Origin of the sequence: Chromobacterium sp. CV08 (assembly GCF_051129845.1) — a bacterium.
In the GTDB taxonomy this organism is placed as follows: Bacteria; Pseudomonadota; Gammaproteobacteria; order Burkholderiales; family Chromobacteriaceae; genus Chromobacterium.
The window spans coordinates 3,120,732-3,135,251 of sequence record NZ_CP150453.1 but is presented as its reverse complement, the minus strand read 5'-3'; the positions used below and the strand labels follow the sequence as shown (position 1 = coordinate 3,135,251).

Genomic DNA, 14,520 nt, shown 5'->3' with positions numbered 1-14,520 from the left:
ATCTTGAGCCGAGATGGCGGCCGCTGGCCGCCATTTTTCATTGTTTGGGAGGGCGGTGTGCGCGTCAGTCTGTTGATTCCCTGGGTGTTTGTGCTGCTATGGAGCACCGGTTTCATCGGCGCCAAGCTGGGCCTGCCGTATTGCGGGCCGTTCACCTTCCTCGCCATCCGCATGGCGCTGACGCTGCTGTGCTTCGCCGGGCTGATCGCCGTGCTGCGGCCCGGCTGGCCGACGCTGGCGCAGGCGCGGCGGCAGTGGGCGAGCGGCGGCATGCTGCACGCCGGCTATCTGGGCGGCCTGTTCGCCGCGATCAAGCTGGGCGTGCCGGCCGGCCTGGCGGCGCTGATCGTCGGCCTGCAGCCGTTGTTGACCGCCTTGCTGGCGTGGCGGATGGGCGAGCAGCGCTTCGCGCCGCCGCAATGGCTGGGCTTGCTGCTGGGGCTGGCCGGCACCACGCTGGTGATCGCCGGCGGCAAGGGCCTGGCGCTGGCCGGCGGCGCTGGCGTCGCCTTCGTCGTGGCCGCGCTGCTGCTGATCACCGCGGGCACGCTGTATCAGAAGCGCCGCGGCCAGGGCGGGCATCCGCTGACCGGCGCCTTCCATCAATACCTGTCGGCTTTTGTCATCACCGGCGCGCTGGCGCTGGTCTTCGAGCGGCATCAGGCGGTGGAGTGGAGCGGACGCTTCGTCTTCGCGCTGGGCTGGAGCGTGCTGATGCTGTCGGTGCTGGCCATCCTGTTGTTGCTGCGCATGCTGCGCGACGGCGAGGTAGGGCGGGTGGCGGCCTATCTGTATCTGGTGCCGGGCCTGACCGCGCTGCAGGCCTGGTGGCTGTTCGACGAGCGCTTGAGCCCGCTGGCGATGGGGGGTATCGTACTGGCTGCGGCGGGCGTCGCCCTGGTATTGCGCGGCGGCCGCTCCCGTTGATCAAACAAGCCTCGCGCCGGGAGCGGGGCAGGCGGGGGTTGATAGCGTGTCCGAAGAGCAATTCACCGATGTTTCGCTGGTGGTCTGTCTGACCGGCCTGATCCTGTTCATGGGTTTCATCATCTGGGATCTGGGCAAGAAGTCCAAGGCCGGCAAGACCGGCATGATCGTGTTGTTCCTGGTGCTGGGTTTCGGCGTCAGCGGCTTTGTGTTCAAGAACATCCTGGCCGAGTTCCTGCTGCGCAAATAACCGGCGCGATCGTCAAAAGCCCCGCGGATGCGGGGCTTGGTCTTTGGCGCTCGGGAAACGCTGGCCGAATCGCCGGACAAGGAGGCGCAACGCCGGATCGTCGGCCTTGTCAGCGCTTCGCAGGCAGGCCGCCCAGGTAGTCGGTCTTGCCCAGCGGCACGCCGTTGTGGCGCAGAATGCCGTAGGCTGCGGTCAGGTGGAAATAGAAATTGGGCAGCACGAACAGGCTAAGATAACTCTGGCCGTCGAAGCGGACTTCCTCGCCGCGCAGCTTCAGCACCACCTCGCGGTCCGCCGCGTCGGCCAATTGCTCCGGCCGTATCGCGCCGATGAAATCGAGCGTCTTGGCAATCCGTTGCAGCAGCTCGCCGAAGCTTTGCTCGTCGTCGGCGAAGCTCGGCACCTCGACGCCGGCCAGGCGGGCGGCGCAGCCCTTGGCGGTGTCGCTGACGATCTGCACCTGGCGCAGCAGCGGGAACATGTCCGGCGCCAGCCTGGCGTTCAGCAGGACTTCCGGCGCGATCTTTCGCGCCTCGGCGTCGGTCTCGGCCTTGCGCAGTATGGCGGCCAGATTGTTCAGGCCGCGCTCCAGCACCGGCAACGACATCGGATAGAGGGTGGCGCTCATCGATGGCTCCTGTCGTTCGATTTGAGTGGTATCGTCACTTATAGCGCCGATTGCCGGCACTGTCATCCGCTCAGCGCGCCAGGATCAGCCGCAGGCCCAGCGAGATGAAGATGGCCCCGGCGGCGCGGTCCAGCCACTGGCTGGCCTTGCGGCTTCTGGCCAGCCATTGGCCGACGTGGCCGGAGAAATAGCCGAGCGCGCCGAAGATGGCCGCGCCCTGCAGCGTGAACAGCGTGCCCAGGACGGCGGTCTGCAGGCCGACCGGGCCCTGGGCCGGATTGACGAATTGCGGCAGGAAGGCCAGGAAGAACAGCACCACCTTGGGATTGATCGCGTTGGCGATCAGGCCGCGGCGGAAGGTGGCCGCCAGCGAGCCTTGGTGGCCGGCGGCGCCGTCGGCCTGGAAACTGGCGCCCGGACTGCGGATCGCGCCCCAGCCCAGGTAGACCAGGTAGGCGCCGCCGGCCAGCTTCAACGCGGCGAAGGCCGGCGGCGAGGCGGCGATCAGCGCGCTGACGCCCAGCGCCGCCAGCAGCGTGTGATTCAGGCAACCCAGCGCGCAACCCAGGCCGAAGGCCATGCCCTGGCGCCGGCCGCGCGAGATGCCCTGGCTCAACACCATCAGATTGTCCGGTCCGGGGGACAGCGTGATCAGCATGGCGGCGGCGAGGAAGGCGGCCATTTGGGGCAGGGTGACGAGCATTGCACGGGTCCTTGGGATGCGATTGTCCTCGATCACACCATAGCCGCGGCGGTTTTGGCAATGGCTTGCCGGGTGACAAGCGGCGAGGGCGCAACTAGAATTCGGCTGTTTATTTTCGAGGATAGTTTTATGCCGTCTTTTGATGTCGTTTCCGAAGTGAATAAAGTGGAAGTGCGCAATGCGCTGGATCAGGCCAACAAGGAGGTCTCCACCCGCTACGATTTCAAGGGCAGCGACGCCCGGATCGAATTCAACGACAAGGAAGTGACGCTGTTCGCCGACACCGAATTCCAGCTGGACCAGGTCAACGACATCCTGGTGAACAAGCTGTCCAAGCGCAGCGTCGACGTGCGCAGCATGGATTACGGCAAGCTGGAAAAAGTGTCCGGCAACAAGGTGAAGAAGGTGCTGAAGATCAAGGAGGGCCTGGACGGCGATCTGGCGAAGAAAATCGTCAAGCTGCTGAAGGACTCCAAGATGAAGGTACAGGCCAGCATACAGGGCGAGGCGGTACGGGTGTCCGGCGCCAAGCGCGACGTGCTGCAGGAGGCGATCGCGCTGCTGAAGAAGGATATCGCCAACGATCTGGAAAACGGCGCGCCGCTGCAGTTCAACAACTTCCGCGACTGACGCCCGCCGCGAGGCGCCGCGGTCATGAAAAAGGAGACCCCGGGTCTCCTTTTTTCATCGCCTGCGGCCGCTCAGCGCCGACCGGTGCGCCAGGCCAGCAGCGCGCGCCATGTCTCGGCGGCCCGGGTTTCGACGCCGGCCGGCGCCGTCGGCAGAGGCAGCCGGCACTCGCCGACGGCCAGTCCCTGGCTGCGCAGCATCGCCTTCACCGACATCGAATACACCGATTCGTCGGTGTTGGAGAAGGCGAAGGACGCTTGCAGCGCGGCGTTGATCGCGCGGGCGCGGGCGACGTCGCCGGTTTCGAAGGCGGCGATCATCGCGGCGAACTCCGGGCCGGTCCAGTGCGTGGAGGTGCCGACGACGCCGACGGCGCCGACGGCCAGCAACGGCAGCGTCAGCGCGTCGTCGCCGGAATAGAGCTCGAAATGCGCGCCGGCCTCGGCCACCAGCCGGGCGGCGGCGGCGACGTCGCCGGTGGCGTCCTTGAAGGCGACGATATTGTCCACCTCGCGGAACAGCCGCAGCAATACGTCGTGGGCGACGCGGCGGCCGGTGCGGCCGGGCACGTCGTACAGCATCACCGGCAGCCGGGTGGCGGCGGCCAGCGCGCGGAAGTGGGCCTCGATGCCGGCCTGCGGCGGACGGTTGTAATACGGGGAGACCAGCAGGACGCCGGCGGCGCCGGCCGCCTCGGCCCTGGCCGTCATCGCCAGCGCGTGGCGGGTGTCGTTGCTGCCGGTGCCGGCCAGCACCGGAATGGTGACGGCCTCGCTGACGGCGCGTATCAGCTCGAAGCGCTCGTCGTCGGCCAGGGCCGGCGCCTCGCCGGTGGTGGCGGCCAGCACCAGGCCGTCGCTGCCGTCGTCCGCCAGGCGGCGCGCCAGCGAGCAGGCCATGTCCAGATTCAGCCGGCCGTCGCCGTCGAACGGCGTGACCATCGCGGTCAGCACCTTGCCCCAGTGTTTTGCCATGTCGGCCCCTTTTTTAGTTCTATTTAAAGATTAGGGGGCCATGATACTCCCCGGCGCCGGGGAGGGGGAACCGATCCGCTCACCAGTTCTGCGGGTCCAGTTCCTTGATGCGCTGTTCGGTGCGCTCGATCTTGCAGCCGAGGTAGACGGCGTTGCGTATCGTCCCGTCCTGGTAGATGCGGTACTTGGTGTCGCAGTCCGCGTCGCGGTAGGCGATCCATTTGCGCTGCGCCTGGATCAGCATCGTCGACGGCTTGTCCTTGCCGGAGGCGGCCTCCTCGCTGTCGCGCAGTTTCTGCAGCAGCAATCGGTAACGCTGGTTCAGCAACTTGTCCTGGCCGTCGAACTGCCGCTGCATGCACTCATTGGTTTCCTGGGTGTTTTTCGCGTCCTTGCAGGGGTCGTCTTCGGCCTGCGCGGCATGGCTGGCCGCAAGCAGCGCCAGCAGAACGGCAAAGCGGGTCTTCATCGCGTGATCTCCGGTTGGGGATGCGGCGATTATAACCCGGCGCCGTCGTTCCGCTCAGGCGCGGCGCAAGGGGCGAAGCAGCAAGCGCAGTCGCTCCGGCGGGACGCTGCCGAGCGCGGCGCCGCCGACTATCATCGCGATGGCCAGCGCCGCCGCGCCGTTCAGGCTGGCCTGGCCGGAGGCCGCCAGCATCAGCGTCGACAGCAGCGGAGTGGCGTTGCCCAGCGCGCCGATCCGGCGCGGATCGCCCAGCGTCACCGCCCGGTTCCAGCACAGGAAGGCCGCGCCCATCGGCAGCAGGCCGAGCACGGCGATGATCAGCCATTGCGGGGCGGACGGGTGGGCCGCCGGCTCGGCGGCGAAGTGCAGCGCCATCGCCAGCATGCCGGATGCCAGGCAGAAGCCGCCAACGGCGTTGTCCGGGCAGGCCGGCAGGCGGCGGGTGAACAGGCTGTAGCTGGCCCAGACCACGGCGGCGCCGAGCGCCATCAGGTAGCCGGGCAGGGCCGACAGCGACAGCGACAGCGACAGCTGGCCGCCAGTGACGATCAGCGCGGCGCCGGCGAAGCCGAGCAGGCTGCCGACGATGTGGTTGGCGCCGAGCCGGGTGCCCGGCAGCAGCAGCGGCGACAGCAGCACCATCAACAGCGGCCAGACATAGCTGAGCACGGTGGCTTCCATCACCGGCGCCAGGCGGTAGGCGTTGAACAGGAAGAAGTAGAAGCCGAAGATGCCGTAGACCCCGTTGGCGAAGACCTTGGGCGGGACCTTCCATTCGCGTATGCGGCGCAGCGTCGGCAGGCTGCCCAGGATCAGGCCGACGCCGGCGACGAAGAACGGCGGCAGCGTGTGGGTGAGGGCGCTGAGGGTGGCGACGGATGCCCACATGGCGATCGCGGCGAGCGCGTAAAGCATCGCTGGATTCATCGATGTCTCTCTTTTGTTCTATATGAAGATATTTTACGTGAGGCCGATGATTGTAAACCAGTTGTTACATCAACGGCGCGGTTTCGACGGTCCGCGGCGGGGCGCGCATGGCCGTCCGGCCACACATCATTTGATCCAGGTCATGCGCGGCCGCCATCGACCGACCGGGCAGTTGCCGGCGCCGCGATATTGCGGCCTAGTGGGAGACGGGTCTGGTTTTCATCCCGGAGCCGGCCGCCGGCCATGGCCGGGCGGGTTCCGTCACGACAGGAGGCAGCCATGAACAGCATGCAGGCGGCGGTATTCGTCGCGCCCGGCAGGATAGAACTCAGGGAAAAGCCGATTCCGGCGGTCGGACCCGGCGACGCGCTGCTGCGCGTCACCACGACGACCATCTGCGGCACCGACGTGCACATCTTGAAAGGCGAGTATCCGGTGGCCTCCGGCCTGACGATAGGCCACGAGCCGGTCGGGGTGATCGAGAAGCTGGGCGCCGGGGTCCGCGGATACCGCGAGGGCCAGCGGGTGATCGCCGGCGCGATCTGCCCCAGCTTCACCTCCTATGGCTGCCAGGACGGCTATCCGTCGCAGGACGGCGGCTGCGAGTGCCACGGCTACAAGCCGATGGGCGGCTGGCGCTTCGGCAACACCATAGACGGCGCCCAGGCCGAATACCTGCTGGTGCCGGATGCCCAGGCCAATCTGGCGCCGATTCCTGACGGACTCAGCGACGAGCAGGTGCTGATGTGCCCCGACATCATGTCGACCGGCTTTTCCGGCGCCGAGGCGGCCAATATCAAGATAGGCGACGTGGTGGCGGTGTTCGCCCAGGGGCCGATAGGCCTGTGCGCGGTGGCCGGCGCCAGGTTGCGCGGCGCGTCCTGCATCATCGCGGTCGACGGCCTGAACGAGCGTCTGGACATCTCGCGGCGGCTGGGCGCTGACGTGACGCTGAATTTCCGCCAGGTGGACGTCGTCTCGGAAATCCTGAAGCTGACCGGCGGCCGCGGCGTCGATTCCGCGATCGAGGCGCTGGGCACCCAGGGCACCTTCGAATCCGCGCTGCGGATACTGAAGCCCGGCGGCACCTTGTCCAGCCTGGGCGTGTATTCCAGCGATCTGAGAATTCCGCTGGACGCGTTCAACGCCGGCCTCGGCGACAAGAAGATCGTGTCCTCGCTGTGCCCGGGCGGCAAGGAGAGGATGCGGCGGCTGATGAACGTGCTGGAGAGCGAACGGCTGGACCTGGCGCCGCTGGTGACCCACAGCTATCCGCTGGGCCGCATCGTCGAAGCCTACGATCTGTTTTCGCACCAGCGAGACGGCGTGCTGAAGGTGGCCGTCAAGCCGTTCTGAGCGCTCGATGCGCGGCCGGTTCAGCCTGCCTGATCCGGCTCCAGCAGCTCCACGCCGCCGCTTTCCGACAGCGTCAGGTAGACGGCGGACTGCAGCGCCTCGACCGCGTGCGGCACTTCGGCGTCGATGAACAGGTGGTCGCCCTTGCCCAGCACGTGCTCGCCTATCCTCAGCCGGCCGGCGGTGACGAAGACCTGTTCGGAGCCGGGATGGCGATGCAGCGGCAGCTTCGCGCCCTTGGCCAGCTTCAGCAGCGCCGAGCCGCCGCCGTCCGGGTTGCGGCGCAACCAGGTGAAGTCCACGCCGGGGTAGGGCGTCGGGCTCCAGTGCCAGTCGTCGGAGGCGGTCAGTATCGGGGCGGGGCTGTTCATGGCTTGGGCTTTCCGGGGATGGACGGTCGGCATGACGCGGCGCGGGGCCGGATGATTCCGGGATGCGCGCGGCCTGCGTGAATGCCTGCCGTCATTATCCCACAGCCGGTGTCGAAGTGGCCGGCGCGGAGGCGAAAAAGGGGAGGGGCAATGAAAAAAAAGGATGCCGCGGCATCCTTTTTCATCGCAAGGCGGAATGTCAGAACGCGTCGCCGGGCACCCGCACCCAGCCTTCCATCAGCACGCGGGCGCTGCGGCTCATGATGGCCTTGGCCACCGTCCACTCGCCATCGATGAGCCGCGCCTCGGCGCCGACGCGCAGCGTGCCGGACGGATGGCCGAAACGCACCGCCTGGCGCGCCTCGCCGCCGGCCGCCAGATTGACCAGCGTGCCGGGCACCGCGGCGGCGGTGCCGATCGCCACTGCCGCCGTGCCCATCATCGCGTGATGAAGCTTGCCCATCGACATCGCCCGCGCCAGCAGGTCGATGTCGGCGGCGTGCACCGGCTTGCCGCTGGAGGCGAGGTAGTCGGCCGGCGGCGCGACGAAGGCGATCTTCGGCGTGTGCTGGCGGCTGGCGATCTCGTCCAGACTGTTGATCAGCCCCATCCTCAGCGCGCCGTGGGCGCGTATCGTCTCGAAGCGCGCCAGCGCAGCCGGGTCGCCGTTGATCGCGTCCTGCAGCTCGGCGCCGGTGTAGCCGATGTCGGCGGCGTTGACGAAGATGGTGGGGATGCCGGCATTGATCAGCGTGGCGGGGAAGGCGCCGACGCCGGGCACCTCCAGCGTGTCGACCAGATTGCCGGTCGGGAACATCGCGCCGCCGTCGCCTTCGCCGTCGTCGGCCGGGTCCAGGAATTCCAGCTGCACCTCGGCGGCGGGGAAGGTGACGCCATCCAGCTCGAAGTCGCCGGTCTCCTGCACCTGGCCGTCGCGGATCGGCACATGGGCGATGATGGTCTTGGCGATATTGGCCTGCCAGATGCGCACGGTGCAGACGCCGTTGTCCGGAATGCGCGCCGCGTCTATCAGTCCGCCGGCGATGGCGAACGGGCCGACGGCGGCGGACAGGTTGCCGCAGTTGCCGCTCCAGTCGACGAAGGCCTTGTCTATGGCGACCTGGCCGAACAGGTAGTCGACGTCATGATCCGGCTGCGATGATTTCGATACGATGACGGTCTTGCTGGTGCTGGACGTCGCGCCGCCCATGCCGTCTATCTGCTTGCCGTACGGGTCCGGGCTGCCGATGACGCGCAGCAGCAGCGCGTCGCGCGCCGCGCCGGGCTGCCGCGCGGACTCCGGCAGGTCCTGCAGCCGGAAGAACACGCCCTTGCTGGTGCCGCCGCGCATATAAGCGGCGGGGATGCGGATCTGGGCTGGGTGAGTCATGCGGTCCGTCCTGTTTCTTTGTTGAACGGCCGGCTGCTGCCGGCCGCGTTGCGTGATCAGGCTTGCGCCGCTGCCAGGAAGTCCTGCGCGAAGCGCTGCAATACGCCGCCGGCCTCGTAGATCGACACTTCCTCGGCGGTGTCCAGCCTACAGGTCACCGGCACGCGCACCGTTTCGCCGTCGCGGCGGTGTATCACCAGCGTCAGCTCGGCGCGCGGCCGGCGTTCGCCGATCACGTCGTAGGTCTCTGTGCCGTCCAGCCGCAGCGTCTTGCGGTTGACGCCGGGCTTGAATTCCAGCGGCAGCACGCCCATGCCGATCAAATTGGTCCGGTGGATGCGCTCGAAGCCCTCGGCGACGATGGCCTCGACGCCGGCCAGACGCACGCCCTTGGCCGCCCAGTCGCGCGAGCTGCCCTGGCCGTAGTCGGCGCCGGCGACGATGATCAGCGGCTGCTTGCGGTCCATATAGGTCTCGATGGCCTCCCACATCCGCATCGTCGTGCCTTCCGGTTCGACGCGGGCCAGCGAACCCTGTCTCACCGAGCCGTCATCGTTCAGCACCATCTCGTTGAACAGCTTGGGGTTGGCGAAGGTCGCGCGCTGCGCGGTCAGGTGGTCGCCGCGGTGGGTGGCGTAGGAGTTGAAGTCCTCCTCGGGCAGGCCCATCCTGGCCAGGTATTCGCCGGCGGCGGAGTCCGGCAGGATGGCGTTGGACGGCGACAGGTGGTCGGTGGTGATGTTGTCCGGCAGGATGGCGAGCGGGCGCATGCCCTTGAGCGTGCGTTCGCCGGCCAGCGCGCCTTCCCAGTAAGGGGGGCGGCGGATATAGGTCGACCGCGGCCGCCAGGCGTACAGCGGGTTGGCTTTCTCGCCGCTGCTCTGGCGGATCGCGAACATCGGCTCGTAGACGCGGCGGAAATGCTCGGGCTTCACGGCCTGCTTCAGCACCGCGTCTATTTCCTCGTCGGACGGCCAGATGTCCTGCAAGCGGATTTCCTTGCCGTCGACCACGGCCAGCACGTCCTTTTCGATGTCGAAGCGCATCGTGCCGGCTATCGCATAGGCGATCACCAGCGGCGGCGAGGCGAGGAAGGCCTGCTTGGCGTACGGATGGATGCGGCCGTCGAAGTTGCGGTTGCCGGACAGCACGGCCGTCGCGTACAAGTCGCGGTCGACGATTTCTTGCTGGATTTTCGGGTCCAGCGCGCCGGACATGCCGTTGCAGGTGGTGCAGGCGAAGGCGACGATGCCGAAGCCCAGCCGTTCCAGCTCGGACAGCAGGCCGGCTTCCTTCAGATACAGCTCGACGGCCTTGGAGCCCGGCGCCAGCGACGATTTCACCCACGGCTTGCGAACGAGGCCCAGCCGGTTGGCGTTGCGCGCCAACAGGCCGGCGGCGATGACGTTGCGCGGATTCGAGGTGTTGGTGCAGCTGGTGATGGCGGCGATGATGACGGCGCCGTCCGGCATCAGGCCTTGGGCTTCCTGTTCGCGCGCCTGGGCCAGATTGGCCGCGATGCCGCGTTCGGCAAGCAGGGACACCGGCAGCCGCTTGTGCGGATTGGACGGGCCGGCGAGGTTGCGGGTGACGGTGGCCAGATCGAAACGCAGCACCCGCTCGTACTCGGCCGTCTTCAGGCTGTCCGCCCACAGGCCGGCGGTCTTCGCGTAAGTCTCCACCAGCTTGACCTGCTCGTCGCTGCGGCCGGTCAGCCTCAGGTACGAGAGGGTCTGCGCGTCGATGAAGAACAGCGCGGCGGTCGCGCCGTATTCCGGCGCCATATTGGAGATGGTGGCGCGGTCGCCCAGCGTCAGCGCCGCGGCGCCTTCGCCATAAAACTCCAGGTAGGCGCCGACGACCTTTTGCTGGCGCAGGAACTCGGTCAGCGCCAGCACCACGTCGGTGGCGGTGATGCCGGCCGCCGGCCTGCCTGACAGCTCGACGCCGACGATGTCCGGCAGCCGCATCCACGAGGCGCGGCCCAGCATCACGTTCTCGGCCTCCAGGCCGCCGACGCCGACGGCGATCACGCCCAGCGCGTCGACGTGCGGCGTATGGCTGTCGGTGCCGACGCAGGTGTCGGGGTAGGCGACGCCGCCGTCGGCATGGATCACCGGGCTCATCCGCTCCAGATTGATCTGGTGCATGATGCCGTTGCCGGCCGGAATCACGTCGACATTGTCGAAGGCGGTCTTGGTCCACTCGATGAAGTGGAAGCGGTCCTCGTTGCGCCTGTCCTCGATTGCGCGGTTCTTCTCGAAGGCCTGCGGGTCGAAGCCGCCGCACTCGACCGCCAGCGAATGGTCGACGATCAGTTGCACCGGCACCACCGGATTGACCTGGGCGGGGTCGCCGCCCTGGTCGGCGATGGCGTCGCGCAGGCCGGCCAGGTCCACCAGCGCGGTCTGGCCCAGGATGTCGTGGCAGACCACGCGCGCCGGGAACCACGGGAAGTCGCGTTCCCGTTTGCGGTATACGATCTGCTCCAGGCATTCGGCCAGAACGGCCGGCTCGCAGCGGCGGACCAGGTTTTCGGCGTGGACGCGGGCGGTGTAGGGCAGCCTGTCCCAGGCGCCGGGCTGTATCGCCTCGACGGCGGCGCGGGCGTCGTAGTAGTCGAGCCCGGTGCCGGGCAGGGCGGTGCGGTATTGGCGGTTCATGTCTGTCTTTCGCTCAGTCGCGGCCGCCGTCGGGCAGCCGTTGCAGAAAGTCGCTGTAATGCAGGGTGAAGCCTTGCTCGTCGACTACGATGTCGGCGGCGAAGCCCGGGGATTCGTAGCGGTAGCAGGGCAGGCCGTCGCGGTCCGGCAGCCGGGTGTAGCGCTGCGGGCAGCGGGTCGGCGTCAATGCCGGCAAGCGCACGAACAGCATGGCCAGCTCGACGCTGTCGCCTATGCCCAGTTTCAAGCGGCGGATGGGGAAGGCATTGGTCAAACCACACGCCTGCAGGTCCAGCTCCCGGCAGTCGTCCCAGGCCGGGTCCGCCTGGCCGTTGAGCAGCCAGCGGCCGCTTTCGGTGTGTTGCAGCGTCAGTTGGCGCGGCTCGGGCGCGGAAACGTCGATATGGGCGTGGCTGAGCCGGCCGTGATGGTCCAACTGCATCCGGTAGCGCAGGCTGGCGCCGCAGTCGGCGTGCAGCAGGCTGCCGCTGGCGGAGAGGGCGAGGCCGGTACCGGTTTCGATTTCCACCTGCTCCAGCCCCGGGCTGTCCAGGCGCTGCCAGAACAAGGCTTGTTTCATCTACTGCTCCAGTATTGCCGACGCGGCCGGACGGCCGCGCCGCTTGCTGCTCGCTCAGCGTTTTTCCAGCGGCACGTAGGCCTGGTCTTCCGGTCCGATGTAGTTGGCCGACGGGCGGATGATCTTGCCGTCCTGGCGCTGCTCGATCACATGCGCGCTCCAGCCGCTGGTGCGCGAGATCACGAACAGCGGCGTGAACATCGCGGTCGGCACGCCCATCGCGTGGTAGCTGACGGCGGAGAACCAGTCGAGGTTGGGGAACATCTTCTTGACGTCCCACATCACCGATTCCAGCCGCTCGGCGATGTCGAACATCTTCATGTCCCTGTTGCTCTTCGACAGTTCGCGCGCCACTTCCTTGATCACCTTGTTGCGCGGGTCGGAGAGGGTGTACACCGGGTGGCCGAAGCCTATCACCACCTCCTTGCGCTCGACGCGGGCGCGGATGTCTGCCTCGGCCTCGTCCGGGCTCTCGTAGCGTTGCTGGATCTCGAAGGCGACTTCGTTGGCGCCGCCGTGCTTGGGGCCGCGCAAGGCGCCGATGGCGCCGGTGATGGCGCTGTGCATGTCGGAGCCGGTGCCGGCGATGACGCGCGCGGTGAAGGTGGAGGCGTTGAACTCGTGCTCGGCGTACAGGTTCAGCGAGGTGTGCATCGCGCGCACCCATTCGGCCGGCGGCTTGGTCCCGTGCAGCAGGTGCAGGAAGTGGCCGCCTATGCTGTCGTCGTCGGTTTCGACGTCGATGCGCTTGCCGTTATGGCTGTAGTGGTACCAGTAGAGCAGCATCGAGCCGAAGGAGGCCATCAGCCGGTCGGCGATGTCGCGGGCGCCGGCCAGGTTGTGGTCGTCCTTCTCCGGCAGCGCGCAGCCGAGCGCCGAGGCGCCGCTGCGCATCACATCCATCGGATGGGCGCCGGCGGGCAGCGCCTCCAGCACCGTCTTGACCGGGGCCGGCAGGCCGCGCAGCGATTTCAGTTTTTTCTTGTAGCCGGCCAGTTCCGCCTGGTTCGGCAGCTTGCCGTGCACCAGCAGATAGGCCACCTCCTCGAATTCCGCCTTGTCGGCCAGGTCCAGGATGTCGTAGCCGCGGTAGTGCAGGTCGTTGCCGCTGCGGCCGACGGTGCACAGCGCGGTGTTGCCGGCGGCCACGCCGGACAGCGCCACGGATTTCTTGGGCTTGCTCGTCAATACGGTTTCGCTCATTGCTTTCTCCTGATTGCAGTCCTGCGGACCTGGTTATTTCTTGTAGAAAACGGCCAGCCACACGCTGTCGCGGTCCGGCGCCGTCCACGACACGCGGTGGCGGCAGCCGGACGGGATGGCGACGGCGTCGCCGGGCCGAAGCGCGACGCGGCGGGGCGGCGACTGGTATTCCAGCTCGGCCGAGCCGGACAGCAGCAAGACCCACTCCTCTTCGTCCTGCTGGTACCAGAAGCCTTCCGGCGAGACATGGCCGCGCGACACGATGCGTTCGACGCGGAAGCCGCGGTCGCCGCTGAACAGCGTCTGCAGCCACTCCTGCGGCAGGTCGGCCGGGATGCCGTCGAACAGATTGTCCGGCATGTCAGCGCGTCTGCTGAAACAGCGCGTCCAGCTTCTGTTCGTAGGCGTGGTAGTCCAGGTGCTCGTACAGCTCCATCCGGGTCTGCATCTTGTCCAGCACCGCCTGCTGGCCGCCGTCGCGGCGGATCGCGCCGTATACTTCCAGCGCGGCCTTGCTCATCGCGCGGAAGGCGGACAGCGGGTACAGCACCAGGCCGACGCCGTGCGCGCCCAATTGTTCCGCGCTGTACAGCGGCGTGGCGCCGAACTCTGTAATATTGGCCAGCACCGGCACCTTCACCGCGTCGGCGAAGCGCTGGTACATCGCGAGATCGGTCATCGCTTCGGGGAAGATCATGTCGGCGCCGGCTTCGACGCAGGCGACGGCGCGCGCGATGGCGGCGTCCAGGCCTTCCACCGCCAGCGCGTCGGTGCGCGCCATGATGACGAAGCTGTCGTCGCGGCGGGCGTCGACGGCGGACTTGATCCGGTCCACCATTTCATCCTGGGGGACGATGGCCTTGTTCGGCCGGTGGCCGCAGCGCTTCTGCTGTACCTGGTCCTCGATGTGAACGGCGGCGACGCCGGCCTTTTCCAGGCTGCGCACCGCGCGGGCGATGTTGAAGGCGCCGCCCCAGCCGGTGTCGATGTCGACCAGCAGCGGCAGATCGGTGACGTCGGTGATGCGGCGGGCGTCGATCAGCACGTCTTCCAGCGTGGTGATGCCGAGGTCGGGGATGCCGCAGGATGAGGCGGCGACGCCGCCGCCGGACAGATAAAGGGCCTTGAAACCCGAATGTTCGGCCAAACGTGCAGCATAGGCGTTGATCGCCCCTACCACTTGCAACGGTTTTTCGGCGGCCACGGCCTGGCGGAAGCGTTGCCCGGGAGTGCTCATCTGGTGCTCCTGATGGTAGGTTGGGTTAGTTGCCTGTCATTCAAGCAAGTGCTTGGTCGGAGTGTAAAGGCTCTACAAAATGCTGGCAATAGTTGTCATTAGGATGTTCAAGTTTTGCCGTGGGAATGATATGTTTCGCATCGTCCTCGCCAGTGGGAACTCAAGGCAAAGGCTGTGGTCTAGATCACAGTCCACGTAACGACCACATAAAA

The 14,520-nt window shown here is 67.3% G+C and carries 16 protein-coding genes; 4 read left to right on the top strand and 12 right to left on the bottom strand.

What is annotated here, in order from left to right; genetic code table 11:
• Positions 1–57 precede the first annotated feature (57 nt).
• Positions 58–927, top strand: coding sequence for a DMT family transporter (locus WNM05_RS14625; RefSeq protein ID WP_434628004.1), 870 nt, complete (start codon positions 58–60; stop codon positions 925–927).
• 46 nt (positions 928–973) lie between these two features.
• Entirely contained in the window at positions 974–1,177 is a 204-nt protein-coding gene (locus WNM05_RS14620; RefSeq protein WP_101708684.1) for a DUF2788 domain-containing protein, read from the top strand.
• 109 nt (positions 1,178–1,286) lie between these two features.
• On the opposite strand, the gene WNM05_RS14615 is transcribed toward WNM05_RS14620, so the two are convergent.
• Positions 1,287–1,805: a DUF1993 domain-containing protein gene (locus WNM05_RS14615; protein ID WP_434628001.1), complete on the bottom strand. Its 519-nt coding sequence runs from the start codon at positions 1,803–1,805 to the stop codon at positions 1,287–1,289.
• Between the two features lie 70 nt (positions 1,806–1,875).
• Positions 1,876–2,508 carry a LysE family translocator gene (locus WNM05_RS14610; RefSeq protein ID WP_434627999.1) on the bottom strand — a complete coding sequence of 211 codons (633 nt, stop codon included), beginning with the start codon at positions 2,506–2,508 and terminating at the stop codon, positions 1,876–1,878.
• 129 nt (positions 2,509–2,637) lie between these two features.
• Between WNM05_RS14610 and WNM05_RS14605 the strand changes: the two genes are divergently transcribed.
• Complete coding sequence (locus WNM05_RS14605) at positions 2,638–3,138, top strand: YajQ family cyclic di-GMP-binding protein (protein WP_434627996.1); 501 nt, start codon at positions 2,638–2,640, stop codon at positions 3,136–3,138.
• Between the two features lie 71 nt (positions 3,139–3,209).
• Here the strand turns inward: WNM05_RS14605 and dapA are convergent, their stop codons facing one another.
• The 3 genes from dapA to WNM05_RS14590 form a co-directional block, all read right to left on the bottom strand.
• Positions 3,210–4,112: a 4-hydroxy-tetrahydrodipicolinate synthase gene (dapA, locus tag WNM05_RS14600; protein WP_434627993.1), complete on the bottom strand. Its 903-nt coding sequence runs from the start codon at positions 4,110–4,112 to the stop codon at positions 3,210–3,212.
• Between the two features lie 79 nt (positions 4,113–4,191).
• Entirely contained in the window at positions 4,192–4,581 is a 390-nt protein-coding gene (locus WNM05_RS14595; protein WP_434627990.1) for a lysozyme inhibitor LprI family protein, read from the bottom strand.
• Positions 4,582–4,635: 54 nt separating this feature from the next.
• Positions 4,636–5,508 carry a DMT family transporter gene (locus tag WNM05_RS14590; protein WP_434627988.1) on the bottom strand — a complete coding sequence of 291 codons (873 nt, stop codon included), beginning with the start codon at positions 5,506–5,508 and terminating at the stop codon, positions 4,636–4,638.
• 279 nt (positions 5,509–5,787) lie between these two features.
• Between WNM05_RS14590 and WNM05_RS14585 the strand changes: the two genes are divergently transcribed.
• Positions 5,788–6,864, top strand: coding sequence for an NAD(P)-dependent alcohol dehydrogenase (locus WNM05_RS14585; RefSeq protein WP_434627986.1), 1,077 nt, complete (start codon positions 5,788–5,790; stop codon positions 6,862–6,864).
• 20 nt (positions 6,865–6,884) lie between these two features.
• On the opposite strand, the gene WNM05_RS14580 is transcribed toward WNM05_RS14585, so the two are convergent.
• From WNM05_RS14580 to prpB, 7 genes are all read right to left on the bottom strand, one after another.
• Positions 6,885–7,235: a cupin domain-containing protein gene (locus WNM05_RS14580; protein WP_434627983.1), complete on the bottom strand. Its 351-nt coding sequence runs from the start codon at positions 7,233–7,235 to the stop codon at positions 6,885–6,887.
• Positions 7,236–7,434: 199 nt separating this feature from the next.
• Positions 7,435–8,625: a 2-methylaconitate cis-trans isomerase PrpF gene (gene prpF / locus WNM05_RS14575; RefSeq protein WP_434627980.1), complete on the bottom strand. Its 1,191-nt coding sequence runs from the start codon at positions 8,623–8,625 to the stop codon at positions 7,435–7,437.
• 56 nt (positions 8,626–8,681) lie between these two features.
• A complete protein-coding gene (gene acnD, locus WNM05_RS14570; RefSeq protein WP_434627977.1) occupies positions 8,682–11,288 on the bottom strand; it encodes a Fe/S-dependent 2-methylisocitrate dehydratase AcnD in 2,607 nt (868 codons plus the stop codon).
• A gap of 13 nt (positions 11,289–11,301) precedes the next feature.
• A complete protein-coding gene (locus tag WNM05_RS14565; RefSeq protein ID WP_434627974.1) occupies positions 11,302–11,868 on the bottom strand; it encodes a putative glycolipid-binding domain-containing protein in 567 nt (188 codons plus the stop codon).
• 54 nt (positions 11,869–11,922) lie between these two features.
• Positions 11,923–13,071, bottom strand: a complete 1,149-nt coding sequence (gene prpC / locus WNM05_RS14560; RefSeq protein ID WP_434627971.1) for a bifunctional 2-methylcitrate synthase/citrate synthase — start codon at positions 13,069–13,071, stop codon at positions 11,923–11,925.
• A gap of 33 nt (positions 13,072–13,104) precedes the next feature.
• Positions 13,105–13,431, bottom strand: coding sequence for a cupin domain-containing protein (locus WNM05_RS14555; protein ID WP_434627968.1), 327 nt, complete (start codon positions 13,429–13,431; stop codon positions 13,105–13,107).
• A gap of 1 nt (position 13,432) precedes the next feature.
• Positions 13,433–14,308, bottom strand: coding sequence for a methylisocitrate lyase (prpB, locus tag WNM05_RS14550; RefSeq protein WP_434627965.1), 876 nt, complete (start codon positions 14,306–14,308; stop codon positions 13,433–13,435).
• Between the last annotated feature and the right edge of the window lie 212 nt (positions 14,309–14,520).